Origin of the sequence: Nonomuraea sp. H19 (assembly GCF_052068215.1) — a bacterium.
Taxonomy (GTDB): domain Bacteria; phylum Actinomycetota; class Actinomycetes; order Streptosporangiales; family Streptosporangiaceae; genus Nonomuraea.
The window spans coordinates 350,891-362,975 of sequence record NZ_JBQHCV010000003.1 but is presented as its reverse complement, the minus strand read 5'-3'; the positions used below and the strand labels follow the sequence as shown (position 1 = coordinate 362,975).

Annotated in this window: 13 protein-coding genes; 8 read left to right on the top strand and 5 right to left on the bottom strand. The window is 69.3% G+C overall.

The window, feature by feature from the left end; all coding sequences use genetic code 11:
• Positions 1–42: 42 nt before the first annotated feature.
• The gene (gene truB, locus ACTMTI_RS08380; protein ID WP_441119293.1) at positions 43–915 is read left to right on the top strand and encodes a tRNA pseudouridine(55) synthase TruB; all 873 of its coding nucleotides are present in this window, start codon (positions 43–45) and stop codon (positions 913–915) included.
• Here the strand turns inward: truB and ACTMTI_RS08375 are convergent.
• Complete coding sequence (locus tag ACTMTI_RS08375; protein WP_441119292.1) at positions 908–1,930, bottom strand: TRM11 family SAM-dependent methyltransferase; 1,023 nt, start codon at positions 1,928–1,930, stop codon at positions 908–910. The genes truB and ACTMTI_RS08375 overlap by 8 nt on opposite strands.
• Before the next feature lie 114 nt (positions 1,931–2,044).
• Here ACTMTI_RS08375 and ACTMTI_RS08370 point away from each other — a divergent pair, with 114 nt between their 5' ends.
• Entirely contained in the window at positions 2,045–2,977 is a 933-nt protein-coding gene (locus ACTMTI_RS08370) for a bifunctional riboflavin kinase/FAD synthetase (protein WP_441119291.1), read from the top strand.
• Positions 2,978–3,103: 126 nt separating this feature from the next.
• Here the strand turns inward: ACTMTI_RS08370 and ACTMTI_RS08365 are convergent, their stop codons facing one another.
• A complete protein-coding gene (locus ACTMTI_RS08365; protein ID WP_441119290.1) occupies positions 3,104–3,685 on the bottom strand; it encodes a TetR/AcrR family transcriptional regulator in 582 nt (193 codons plus the stop codon).
• An 80-nt stretch (positions 3,686–3,765) separates the two neighbouring features.
• Between ACTMTI_RS08365 and ACTMTI_RS08360 the strand changes: the two genes are divergently transcribed.
• From ACTMTI_RS08360 to ACTMTI_RS08335, 6 genes are all read left to right on the top strand, one after another.
• On the top strand, positions 3,766–4,167 hold the full coding sequence (locus tag ACTMTI_RS08360; RefSeq protein ID WP_441119288.1) for a VOC family protein: 402 nt from the start codon (positions 3,766–3,768) through the stop codon (positions 4,165–4,167).
• A gap of 164 nt (positions 4,168–4,331) precedes the next feature.
• The gene (gene rpsO / locus ACTMTI_RS08355; RefSeq protein WP_441119286.1) at positions 4,332–4,601 is read left to right on the top strand and encodes a 30S ribosomal protein S15; all 270 of its coding nucleotides are present in this window, start codon (positions 4,332–4,334) and stop codon (positions 4,599–4,601) included.
• Between the two features lie 306 nt (positions 4,602–4,907).
• Positions 4,908–7,247, top strand: a complete 2,340-nt coding sequence (locus tag ACTMTI_RS08350; protein ID WP_441119285.1) for a polyribonucleotide nucleotidyltransferase — start codon at positions 4,908–4,910, stop codon at positions 7,245–7,247.
• A 64-nt stretch (positions 7,248–7,311) separates the two neighbouring features.
• Positions 7,312–8,622: a M16 family metallopeptidase gene (locus ACTMTI_RS08345; protein ID WP_441119284.1), complete on the top strand. Its 1,311-nt coding sequence runs from the start codon at positions 7,312–7,314 to the stop codon at positions 8,620–8,622.
• A 9-nt stretch (positions 8,623–8,631) separates the two neighbouring features.
• Positions 8,632–9,369, top strand: a complete 738-nt coding sequence (gene dapB / locus ACTMTI_RS08340; RefSeq protein WP_441119283.1) for a 4-hydroxy-tetrahydrodipicolinate reductase — start codon at positions 8,632–8,634, stop codon at positions 9,367–9,369.
• Between the two features lie 192 nt (positions 9,370–9,561).
• The gene (locus ACTMTI_RS08335) at positions 9,562–10,011 is read left to right on the top strand and encodes a GNAT family N-acetyltransferase (RefSeq protein ID WP_441119281.1); all 450 of its coding nucleotides are present in this window, start codon (positions 9,562–9,564) and stop codon (positions 10,009–10,011) included.
• A gap of 13 nt (positions 10,012–10,024) precedes the next feature.
• Here ACTMTI_RS08335 and ACTMTI_RS08330 read toward each other — a convergent pair whose 3' ends face one another.
• From ACTMTI_RS08330 to ACTMTI_RS08320, 3 genes are all read right to left on the bottom strand, one after another.
• Positions 10,025–10,900 (bottom strand): 1,4-dihydroxy-2-naphthoate polyprenyltransferase, encoded by an 876-nt coding sequence (locus ACTMTI_RS08330; RefSeq protein WP_441119279.1) that lies wholly within the window; start codon positions 10,898–10,900, stop codon positions 10,025–10,027.
• A 2-nt stretch (positions 10,901–10,902) separates the two neighbouring features.
• Entirely contained in the window at positions 10,903–11,391 is a 489-nt protein-coding gene (locus tag ACTMTI_RS08325) for an N-acetyltransferase family protein (protein ID WP_441119277.1), read from the bottom strand.
• Positions 11,392–11,555: 164 nt separating this feature from the next.
• Positions 11,556–12,068: a CGNR zinc finger domain-containing protein gene (locus tag ACTMTI_RS08320; RefSeq protein ID WP_441119275.1), complete on the bottom strand. Its 513-nt coding sequence runs from the start codon at positions 12,066–12,068 to the stop codon at positions 11,556–11,558.
• Positions 12,069–12,085 lie beyond the last annotated feature (17 nt).

The following is a 12,085-nucleotide window of genomic DNA, read 5'->3' as shown; positions in this document are numbered from 1 at the left end:
GAAAGGCGCGATGGAGTTCGGACGAGGGCTGGGAGAGGCTTGATGGCCGAGAGCGGTCTGATCATCGTCGACAAGCCGGCCGACTGGACGTCCCACGACGTGGTGGCCAAGATGCGGCGCATCGCCGGCACCCGGCGCGTGGGGCATGCCGGGACGCTCGACCCGATGGCCACCGGCGTGCTCGTGATCGGCGTGGAGAAGGCGACCAGGCTGCTCGGGCACCTGATGCTGACCGAGAAGGTCTACGAGACCACGATCCGGCTCGGCGTGAGCACCAACACCGACGACGCCGAGGGAGAGGTCACCGCGACGGCCTCGGCGGCCGACGTGACGGCGGCCGAGATCCACAAGGGCATCGCGGCGCTGACCGGGGAGATCATGCAGATCCCGCCGCAGGTCAGCGCCATCAAGGTGGACGGCAAGCGCGCCTACAAGAGCGCGCGGGCGGGCGAGACGGTCGAGCTCGCGGCCAGGCCCGTCACCGTGCGGGCGTTCGAGGTGCTCGGCATCAGGACGCTCGATGACGTCGTGGACGTGGACGCGGTCGTGACCTGCTCCAGCGGCACCTACATCCGCGCGCTGGCCCGCGACCTGGGAGCGGCGCTCGGGGTCGGGGGGCATCTGACGCGGCTGCGGCGTACCCGGGTGGGGCCCTATGACCTGTCGCTGGCCAGGAGTGTCGAGCAGCTCGCCGAGGAGTGCGTGGTCCTGCCGATAGGCGAGGCGGTGTCGGCGGCGTTCCCGCGCAGGGACGTGACCGCCGACGAGGCGCGCGTCATCGGGCACGGCGGACGGCTGCCCGCGCTCGATCTCGGGATGGGGCCGATCGGCGTGTTCGGACCGGACGGCGAGCTGCTCGCCCTGGTCGAAGAGCACGGCCCCATAGCCAAGCCCCTCGCGGTGTTCGTCAGCTAGCAGGCCGGCGGGCCACGATGATGTCGCGGACGATCGCCTGGTCCACCCAGTGCTCGAAGTCGGGGTAGTCCACCACCTCGAGGCCGGCCGCGCGCAGGATCTCCGCCAGGTCGGCGCTCTTGCCGCCGTAGGTGTTCCAGGCGATGCCCATCGCGCCGCCGGGACGCAGCAGCTCCGCCCAGACCGGTACGGCCTGCCTGAGCAGCTCCAGGGGACTGCGGGACAGGCCGGATCCGCCCTTGCTGCCGTGCTGGACGCCATAGGGGGCGTCGGTCGCCAGGATGTCGAACGAGCGCGGCTTGAAGAACTCGCGGCTCTTGAAAGTGTCGGCGTTGACCACGGCCAGGCGCTGCACGTCGCCTGCCTTGACGGCCTCCTTCGACAGGCCGAAAGTGACGTTCAGCCGCCGCCCGGCCAGGGCCCGCTCGCGGCGCACCGGCACGGTTTCGGCGGTGTGCTTGAGGCGCTTGTTGCGTAGCCAGGTCTTGATGAAGCCGGAGTACGCCTCGAAGTCCTTGCCGTCGACGTCGATCCCGTAGGCGTCGTAGCCGTACATGAGGGCCTGGTTGAGGGTCGTGCCGCGGCCGCACAGCGGGTCGAACACCGCCAGCCGCTCGCCCAGTCCCTTGTCGCCGGCCAGTGCGGTGACGTTGAGCAGCAGCTTGGTGAAGTGCTCGTTGGTCTTGCCGGCGTATTTCTGGATGGTGATCAGGTCGCTGGTCAGCCGGTCGAGCGGCCGCATCCGCAGCGGCCGGAGCAGGTCGCCTTCGAGACCAAAGATTGCATAAACCGAGGAAAGGTTTGACAAAAGCGAAATGTCCGGCTGGGTGAGGGGCTCCGCCGTCTCGAACGTCACGTACGGGACGCCGCCGATCTCGGTCTCCTCGCTGGCCACGATCGCGTTGCCGAGGGCGCGCGAGCTGAAGACCGCCAGCTCGCTCCTGGTCAGCCGGACGGAGCTCTCTCCGTAGACCCGGTTGAAGGCAGGCAGGATCAGCAGCGCATATCGAGGCATGATGCCCGATCCTATCCGCTCGATTCCCCTCACACTTCGGCTCCGATCCCCCTCGATTGGAGGGAAGAGTGATGGGCGTGGCAGGCTTGTGTCGGATTGAGCCGCCACGAGCGAATGGGGCCTAGCGTGCAGGGTTCGGGAAGGTCTGTCGTCACCATCGGTGTGTACGACGGGGTCCACCGCGGGCACCAGCGGGTTGTCGAGCGGGCCGTCGCCATCGCCGGCGAGCGCGGGCTGCGCAGCGTCGCCGTCACGTTCGAGCCGCATCCCGACGAGGTGGTGAGCCCCGGGTCGCATCCGCCGCGGCTCACCAACCACAGGCGCAGGGCCGAGCTCCTGGCGGGGCTGGGGGTGGACGAGGTGGACGTGGTGGAGTTCACGCTGGAGCTGTCGCGGACCAGCCCGGCCGACTTCGCCCAATCGGTGCTCGCCGAACGGCTGCGGGCGGCCGTCGTGGTCGTGGGGGAGGACTTCGTGTTCGGTCACGGCGCGAGCGGCGATGTCGACACATTGCGGACGCTGGGCGACAAATACGACTTCGCGGTGGAGGCCGTGCCCACGCTCGACTCCATCTCCTCGACCGCGATCCGCGAGCGCCTCGTGGCGGGGGACGTCGAGGCCGCCGCCGCCGCGCTCGGGCGCCCGCACCGGGTGGAAGGCGTGGTGGTCCGCGGCTACCAGCGGGGCCGCCAGCTCGGCTTCCCCACCGCGAACGTCGAGACCCCGGCGCACACCGCCATCCCGGCCGACGGGGTCTACGCGGGGTGGCTGGAGTGCGTGCCCGTGGCCAATCTGCCCGCCCTGTACGAAGGCGAGCGGTGGCCGGCCGCGATCTCGGTCGGCACCAATCCGACGTTCGAGGGCGTGCCGCGGACGGTTGAGGCCTACGCGCTGGATCGTGATGATCTGGAGCTCTACGGGGTTCACGTGGCCGTGGAATTCGCCGCCCGCCTGCGCGCCAACACCCGTTTCGACTCCATCGAGGAACTGATCCAGCAAATCCACGCCGACGTCGCCGCCGCCCGCCGCCTCACGCGTCCGGCCTGAACCACCCCGCCGGTCAACCATGCGCACCGTTACGGCGGCGCGCCACTGACCGGTCAGCGGCCGTTTCCCTGGACAGACGTGAGCCGGCGTCGGTGGGTGGCGGGCCACGGCAGCGCGTAAGAGTCTTCATGAATCATGACGCAGAGCCTCCAGCAGCCGCGACAGCGCCGAAAGCGTCGCGGCGACGTCGGGTGTGGCGGATTGCGCAAGCCACAGGGCGGCTTCGTTCATCGCGCCCGACAGCAGGTGGGTCAGGGGCTCGACCGGCTGAGCGGGGATCGTGCCCTCGTCGATGAGGGCCGTGAGCGCCTCGGCCAGGTGTACGGCCGATGAGGACTCGTCGATCGCCCGCCACTCGTTCCAGCCCAGCACCGCTGGGCCGTCGATGAGCATGATGCGCTGGACCTCCGGGTCGGCGCCTGCCGTCACGAAGGCCGCGCAGCCGGCCTTGAGCCGGGCCCACGGGTCGCCTGCCGCCTCGGCCGCGGCCACCACCCGGGCCGCCACTTCCTGCTGCACCTCCTCCAGCACGGCGCGGAAGAGGTCGGTCTTCCCCGCGAAATGGTGGTAGAGCGCGCCCTTGGTCACCCCGGACTCGCGCACGATCTCCGCCAGGCCGACCGCGGCGTAGCCCCTGGCCGCGAACAGGCGCCTGCTCACGGCCACCAGTGTCCGCCTGGTGTGCTCCTTCTGCGCCGCTCTGGTCACCCGATCCTCACTTTGACATACCGAAGGTATGCGAACTAGCTTACCCTCACATACCGGTGGTATGTGAAAAGGAGGACGCCATGGAGCTCAGTAGCTTCTATTCCGTGATCTGCACGGCCAAGGTCGACGAGTCGAAGGACTTCTATGTGCGGCTGTTCGGGTTCGAGGTGACATTCGAGGCCGACTGGTACGTGAGCCTGCGGCGCGGGACGTACGAGCTGGCACTGCTCGACCACGCGCATCCGACGCTGCCCGAGGCCTACCGGCGGCCCGTCGCCGGACTGCTGCTCAACTTCGAGGTGGCCGACGTCGACGCCGAATGGCGGCGGCTGGTCGCCGGCGAGGGTCTCAGTCCCGAGCTCGCGCTGCGCGATGAGGACTTCGGCCAGCGGCACTTCATCGTGTCCGACCCCAACGGGGTGCTGATCGACGTCATCACCCCCATCGCCCCGACCGGCGAGTACGCTGCGCAATACGTGTGACGGCGACACCCGAGCACTCTTGCCAAGGTGGTAACCTTGCATGTCGGCTCTGTGACGGCGCCGCTGCGCGCTGCCCATGACGGCCTTCACGCGGCGACTGTAGGCACGCACGGTCGTTCGCGCTCTCGACTCACTCGCGCGTGCCCGTAGATTGAAGGAGAGCCGTGTCCCTCGACACCGCTGCCAAGAAGTCCATTATCAGCGAATACGCGACGGCCGACGGCGACACCGGGTCGCCCGAGGTGCAGATCGCACTGCTGAGCAAGCGCATCAGCGAGCTCACCGAGCACCTGAAGACGCACAAGCACGACCACCACAGCCGTCGTGGCCTGCTTCTGCTCGTCGGTCGCCGGCGCCGCCTGCTGAAGTACCTGCAGAAGGTCGACATCCAGCGCTACCGCGCCCTCATCGAGCGGCTTGGTCTGCGCCGATAGCATGAAAGGGAGCGGCCCTGTGCCGCTCCCTTCTCATATGGGGTAGGACCCATAGAGTCAGGACAGACCGGGCGCGTGGCGAGGTGAAAACCCCCCTGCGCCTGGCGTAAAACTGAAAATCAGAGACACACAGCCCCCGCGTCCGCTTAGCACCATGCGACCCGCGACGCCTGCGGGCCGGTCCTCGGTAGTGGCTTCCGGAAGACGTACGACGTCTGACCGGGCGCTTCGATCGAAGACCGGCGCTGCACCTAACGAGGGTGCCGGTGAAAAGGGCGCGGGAGACCGACCACAAGGAGGTCCCCCGTGGAGGGTGTCCACACTGCTGAAGCCGTCATAGACAACGGCTCATTCGGCACGCGCACGATCCGGTTCGAGACCGGTCGTCTCGCCCGCCAGGCGGCCGGCTCTGCCGTCGCCTACCTCGACAGCGACACGATGGTGCTGTCCGCTACCACCGCGTCCAAGAATCCGAAAGAGCAATTCGACTTCTTCCCGCTCACGGTCGACGTCGAAGAGCGAATGTACGCCGCGGGCCGCATTCCCGGCTCGTTCTTCCGGCGTGAGGGCCGTCCCTCCGAGGACGCCATCCTCACCTGCCGCCTGATCGACAGGCCGCTGCGCCCGTCGTTCGTCAAGGGCTTGCGTAACGAGGTCCAGGTCGTCGCCACCGTCATGGCGCTCAACCCTGACCACCTCTACGACGTGGTCGCCATCAACGCCGCGTCCCTGTCCACCCAGCTCGCGGGCCTGCCGTTCTCCGGCCCGATCGGCGGCGTGCGCGTCGCGCTGATCGAGGGCCAGTGGGTGGCCTTCCCGACGCATCACGAGCTGGAGCGGGCCACGTTCGACATGGTCGTGGCGGGCCGGGTGCTGGCCGACGGCGATGTCGCGATCATGATGGTCGAGGCCGAGTCCACCAGGGACACGCTCAAGCTGGTCGCCGAGGGCGCGGTCGCGCCCACCGAGGAGACCGTCGCGCAGGGCCTGGACGCCGCCAAGCCGTTCATCAAGGTGCTGTGCGAGGCGCAGTCCCGCATCGCGCGGGTCGCGGCCAAGGAGACGGCCGAATACCCGGTCTTCCTGGAATACCAGGAGGATGTCTACGCCGCGGTCGAGTACGCGGTGAAGGCCGAGCTGGCTGCCGCGCTGACCATCGCCGGCAAGCAGGAGCGCGAGAACGAGCTGGAGAAGGTCAAGGCGCTGGCCGCCGAGAAGCTCGTGCCCGAGTTCGAGGGGCGCGAGAAGGAGATCAGCGCCGCGTTCCGCTCGGTGATGAAGAAGCTCATGCGCGAGCGGGTCGTCAAGGAGGGCATCCGCATCGACGGCCGCGGCACCAAGGACATCCGCGCGCTGTCCGCCGAGGTCCACGTGGTGCCCCGGGTGCACGGCTCGGCGCTGTTCGAGCGCGGTGAGACCCAGATCCTGGGCATCACCACCCTCAACATGCTGCGCATGGAGCAGGTCATCGACACGCTCAACCCGGAGCGGACCAAGCGCTACATGCACAACTACAACTTCCCGCCTTACTCCACCGGCGAGACCGGCCGGGTGGGCTCGCCCAAGCGCCGCGAGATCGGTCACGGCGCGCTGGCCGAGCGGGCGCTGATGCCGGTGCTGCCCACGCGCGAGGAGTTCCCGTACGCCATCCGCCAGGTCTCCGAGGCGCTCAGCTCCAACGGCTCCACGTCGATGGGCTCGGTCTGCGCCTCCACGATGGCGCTGCTCGACGCCGGCGTGCCGCTCAAGGAGATGGTGGCCGGCATCGCGATGGGCCTGATCGGCGAGGGTGACTCCTACGTCACCCTGACTGACATCCTCGGCGCCGAGGACGCCATGGGCGACATGGACTTCAAGGTCGCCGGCACCAAGGACGTCATCACGGCGCTGCAGCTCGACACCAAGCTGGACGGCATCCCCGCCCACGTGCTGGCCGCCGCGCTCAAGCAGGCCAAGGGCGCCCGCCTGGCGATCCTCGACGTGATGCAGGAGGCGATCGACTCTCCGGCGGAGATGAACCCGACCGCGCCGCGCATCATCACCATCAAGGTCCCGGTCGACAAGATCGGCGAGGTCATCGGCCCGAAGGGCAAGATGATCAACCAGATCCAGGACGACACGGGCGCCGAGATCACCATCGAGGACGACGGCACGATCTACATCGGCGCCACCGACGGCCCGTCCGCCGAGGCCGCCCGTTCGGCGATCAACGCCATCGCCAACCCGCACATGCCGGAGGTCGGCGAGCGCTACCTGGGCACGGTCGTCAAGATCGCGGCCTTCGGGGCGTTCATCTCGCTCATGCCGGGCAAGGACGGGCTGCTGCACGTCTCGCAGATCCGCAAGCTGCACGGCGGCAAGCGCATCGAGAACGTCGAGGACGTGATGAGCGTCGGCGAGAAGATCCAGGTCGAGATCGCCGAGATCGACGGCCGGGGCAAGCTCTCCCTGGTGCCTGTCGAGGTCATCGAGAAGGAGTCCGCGGAGAAGGAGGCGACGACCTCCGAGGAGGGCGACGCCGACGTTCCGCAGCCCGAGGAGGCCGCGCCGGCCGCTGAGGACAAGTCGGACCGGCCGCGCCGCACCCGTACGCGCGTCCGCACCCGTAGCACCAGCGGAGGCGAAGGGGACGACCGGAACTCGTGACGGAGCGAAGCGAGGGATCCAGCAGACACAGCGGGTTGCTCACGGGGCCGATGAAGGAGGCCCCGTGAGCACCGCTACGTTGCACCCTGGCAGGGACGGAGCCGGGGTCGTGAGGCGCACCGTCCTGCCCGGTGGGCTGCGCGTGGTGACCGAGACCATGCCGACCGTGCGGAGCGTCGCGGTCGGCATGTGGGTCGGCATCGGCTCGCGCGACGAGGCCCCCGAGCACACGGGGGCCACCCATTTCCTTGAACACCTGCTGTTCAAGGGCACCCCGACGCGTGACGCCATGGAGATCTCCGCCTCCATCGAGGGCATCGGCGGCGAGATCAACGCCTTCACCGCCAAGGAGTACACGTGCTACTACGCACGCGTGCTCGACGAGGACCTGCCGATCGCGGTCGACGTGCTCGCCGACGTGGTGACCAGCTCGCTGGTGACCGAGGAGGACGTCGAGTCCGAGCGCGGCGTGATCCTCGAGGAGATCGCCATGCACGACGACGATCCCTCGGACGTGGTGCATGAGCAGTTCGCCGCCGAGCTGTACGGCGACTCGCCGATCGGCCGTCCCATCCTGGGCACGGTCGAGTCGATCAACGCCCTCGGGCGGGACCGGATCGCCGAGTACTACCAGCGTTACTACCGGCCTCGCCGCACGGTGGTGTCCGTCGCGGGCAACATTCGGCACGAAGAGGTCGTCGAGCTGGTCACCAGGGCGTACGAGCGGGCGGGGGCGCTGAGCGGCCCTCCCGAGTTCGCGCCGCCGCGCACCAGCGGCCCCGGCGCCGACACGCGCTCCGGCGTCAGGGTGCTCGACCGGCCGACGGAGCAGGCCAACCTGGTGCTCGGCACGACAGGTCTGTCCCGCACCGACGACCGCAGGTTCGCGCTGGGCGTGCTCAACTCGGCGCTGGGCGGCGGCATGTCGTCCCGGCTCTTCCAGGAGATCAGGGAAAAGCGCGGCCTGGCCTACTCCGCCTACAGCTACACCTCGGCCTACGCCGACACCGGTCAGTTCGGCATCTACGTCGGCTGCCTGCCGTCGAAGATCGATGACGTGCTGAAGATCTGCCGGGACGAGCTGACCAGGGTGGTGGCCCAAGGGCTGAGCGCCGACGAGATCATGCGCGGCAAGGGGCAGATGCGCGGCGGGCTCGTGCTCGGCCTGGAGGACACCGGCTCCCGCATGTCGCGCATCGGCAAGAACGAGCTGGTCTACGACGAGCTCATGTCGGTGGACGAGGTGCTGGCCCGCATCGAGGCCGTCACGCCCGACGAGATCTCCGAGATCGCCGCGGACGTCCTCAACCGACCGTTCACGCTCGCCGTGATCGGTCCGTACGGCGACAAGGACTTCACCGACGCCATCCGCTAGGGTGGCCGTGTGATCAGGGTAGGTGTACTGGGCGCCCGCGGCCGTGTGGGCGTCGAGGTGTGCAAGGCGGTCGAGGCGGCCACCGACATGGAGCTGGTGGCCGCGCTCGGCAAGGACGACCCCATCGAGCGGCTCGAAGGCGCGGAGGTGGTGGTCGACTTCACCCACCCCGACGTGGTCATGGGCAACCTCGAATGGGCCATCGCCCACGGCGTCCATCCAGTGGTGGGCACGACCGGGTTCGACGAGGGGCGGCTGCAGACCCTCCGCGACTGGCTGGCGGCCGCTCCGGGCACCAACTGCCTGATCGCCCCCAACTTCGGCATCGCGGCCGTGCTCATGATGCACTTCGCCCAGCAAGCGGCCCGCTACTTCGAGTCCGTCGAGATCGTCGAGCTGCACCATCCCAACAAGGCCGACGCGCCCTCCGGCACCGCCCGCCGTACCGCGGAGCTGGTGGCCGAAGCGCGCGCCAAGGCCGGGCTCGGGCAGATGCCGGACGCCACGAGCACCGCGCTCGACGGCGCCCGCGGCGCCGAGGTGGGCGGGGTGCACGTGCACGCGGTGCGCCTGTCCGGGCTCATCGGGCACCAGGAGGTGCTGCTGGGCGGCGACGGCGAGATCCTCACGATCAGGCACGACACGATGAGCAGGTCGGCCTTCACGCCCGGCGTGCTGCTCGGCGTGCGCCGGGTGCGCGAGCTGCCCGGCCTCACCCTGGGCCTGGAGTCGTTGCTCGACCTGTGACCCCGCCCGTCCGCGGGGCCGCACGACGTACCCACCACCTTGGCTGGTCGTGGGCACGTCGTGAGGAGAGGATCCCGGCTCCGCACAGCCGGGCCTACGATCATCAAGATTAATAACGAGCGGCGGGATCCGCCCGAAACATGAGATCGTGTCGGCATGGTGCGATGGGCGGAGCCCGGTGAACTTCCCGGGTTGACAGCGATCGAGCTCGCCGCGGACCGGCTGTTCGAGCAGGTGGGCATCACCTTCCCGTTCCCGCCCGGCACCACCATGGTCGAGGAAGTGGCCGATCCTGGGACCGTCCTGGTCGAAGGGGAGCCGCCCGCGGGGTTCGCGCTCGTGGGCTGGGTGGACGGCAACGTGCATCTGGACCAGCTCGCCGTCCATCCGCACAGCATGCGTCAGGGCATCGGCGGGCGGCTGATGGCGGCCGTGATCGACCACGCGAAGGCGGCCGGCGCGCCGCGCGTGACGCTGACGACGTACCGCGATGTGCCCTGGAACGCGCCGTGGTACGCCCGGCACGGTTTCTCGGTGCTGCCCGAGCCGGAATGGGGGCCGCAGCTGCGGGCGCTGGTGGAGCACGAGCGCGAGCTGGGGATCGAGATCGCGCCGCGCGTGGTGATGAGCCGCGGCTGCTGAGCCGCTCCCCCGGTCAGAAGACGATGGCCAGGCCCACGGCGAACAGCAGTCCGTACGCCATTTGCAGCTTGCCCGTCTGCTGCAGCACCGCGATCAGCGCCGGCCCCACGGCCTTGCCCAGCACGGCCCTGATCGGAGTGATCGCCAGCGGCGCGGCGAGCAGCGCGAGCGCGGCCCACGGCGTGATCGGGACCATCACCAGCGCGATCACGAACGGCACCACCTGGCAGGCCACATAGAGCGTACGGGTGCGCTCGGCCCCCAGCACGACCGCCAGCGTACGCTTGCCCGCCTGCCCGTCGGTCCCCACGTCACGCAGGTTGTTGACCACGAGCATCGAGCACGACAGCAGCCCCACCGGGATCGACGCGACGAACGCGGGCCAGCTCAGGGACTCCGTCTGCACGTACGCCGTGCCGACCACGGGGACGACGCCGAAGAACACGAACACGGCGACTTCGCCCAGCCCGCGGTAGCCGTACGGGCGTGAGCCGCCGGTGTAGAACCAGGCGGCCGCGATCGCCGCCGCGCCCACCAGCAGCACCCACCACGCCTGCGTGACCAGCACCAGGACCAGGCCGAGCACCGCCGCGAGCGCGAAACAGCCCAGCGCGGCGGTCAGCACCTGCCGCGGCGCGGCCGCCCGCGAGCCCACCAGCCGCATGGGGCCGACCCGCTGGTCGTCGGTGCCGCGGATGCCGTCGCTGTAGTCGTTGGCGTAGTTGACGCCGATCTGCAGCGAGAGCGCCACGAACAGCGCCAGGAGCGCCCGCCACCACACGAAGCCGCCTTCGCCGATGGCCACGCCGGTGCCCACCATGACGGGCACGATCGCGTTGGGAAGCGTGCGCGGGCGAGCGCCCGCGATCCACTGATTGAGCGTCGCCATCTCTAGCTGATGTCCGTTGTAAGCCTAATCATCCGGATCGGGCGGCCCATGTCGAGGACACGCTCTGCCATGTCCTCGCCCCAGCCGGCCGACTCCAGGAAACCGAGCACCGCGTGGTTGTCCGCGAACACCCACGTGACGATCTGCCGGAAACCGTCGTCGCGCAAGTAGTCGACCGTCGCGTTGAGCAGGCGGCTGCCGTGGCCCCGCCGTACGAAGTCGGGGTCGACCAGCAGCGTCAGCATCTCGGCCGTCATGGTGGGGTCCAGGTCGGGATCCTCGGCGGGGGCATGGGAGGCCAAGCCCACCACGCGCTCTCCGCCGCGAGGGGTGATGAGGGCAGCACTGCCGCCCGCTCCGAGGGCGGGGAAGCCCTCGGTATCGAGGATGGTCTCCACCGCCACCAGCACCCGGTGCATGGGGGTGGGCGGGGCGACGATCGCCTCGTCCCACTGGCGCAGCCACATCTTCTCCGCGGCCGCCCCGGTCATCTGCTCTAGCGGACCTTCCGGTAGGAAGTCCCGATAGCCATAGCGCCAGGCGCGTATCTGACAATTCGCAACCTGGAGCACATCGTCGCGCCGGGCCGCCCGGACGCCTACGTCTGCCATCTCGGCCCGCTCCTTCGCCTGCCGTCCATGCCACAAGGCACGAGTTACACCGTATCGGTGTTTGACCCTTGGAGACGACGCGAACCCCGCTTCCTCGCCCGGTATGCGCGTGTCTTGGTGCGGTTGCCGCATACACGCATAGAACACCACGAGCGGGAACGGTTCTTTGACGAGTCGATGAACGCCCACTGACATGTTCCCTCCGCGCACACCTTCAGCCGGTCCCACGACGCGTCCACCGCCGCGGCCGCGATCCTGGCCAGTCCGCCGGGTACGCCGCCCTGTGCCGGCACCAGCTCGGGGCCGCTCTCCCCGGCGATGACCTGGAGGGGGAGGGCGGGCAGGCCGGCCGGCTCGCGCCTGAGCGCGGCCCTGAGCCCGTCGCGGAGGGCGTGGGCGGTGTGGAGATCGTCGTCGGTGGCGCGGTCGTGCGGGCCTGCGAGGCCGTGTTCGCGCAGCCAGAGGGCCAGCTCGGCGGGAGAGGCGAGCTCGTCCGTGTCGGACTCGACGTCGTAGGTGTTCACGAAGTCTCGGATGAGCTCCGCGGAGGACGACATGCCGGTCACTCTACTGG

Bases quoted from the DNA above. Each gene is read 5' to 3' on its own strand.
- truB (WP_441119293.1), top strand. From the start codon at position 43: ATGGCCGAGAGCGGTCTGATCATCGTCGACAAGCCGGCCGACTGGACG.
- ACTMTI_RS08375 (WP_441119292.1), bottom strand. From the start codon at position 1,930: ATGCCTCGATATGCGCTGCTGATCCTGCCTGCCTTCAACCGGGTCTAC.
- ACTMTI_RS08370 (WP_441119291.1), top strand. From the start codon at position 2,045: ATGGGGCCTAGCGTGCAGGGTTCGGGAAGGTCTGTCGTCACCATCGGT.
- ACTMTI_RS08360 (WP_441119288.1), top strand. From the start codon at position 3,766: ATGGAGCTCAGTAGCTTCTATTCCGTGATCTGCACGGCCAAGGTCGAC.
- ACTMTI_RS08330 (WP_441119279.1), bottom strand. From the start codon at position 10,900: ATGGCGACGCTCAATCAGTGGATCGCGGGCGCTCGCCCGCGCACGCTT.
- ACTMTI_RS08325 (WP_441119277.1), bottom strand. From the start codon at position 11,391: ATGACCGGGGCGGCCGCGGAGAAGATGTGGCTGCGCCAGTGGGACGAG.
- ACTMTI_RS08320 (WP_441119275.1), bottom strand. From the start codon at position 12,068: ATGTCGTCCTCCGCGGAGCTCATCCGAGACTTCGTGAACACCTACGAC.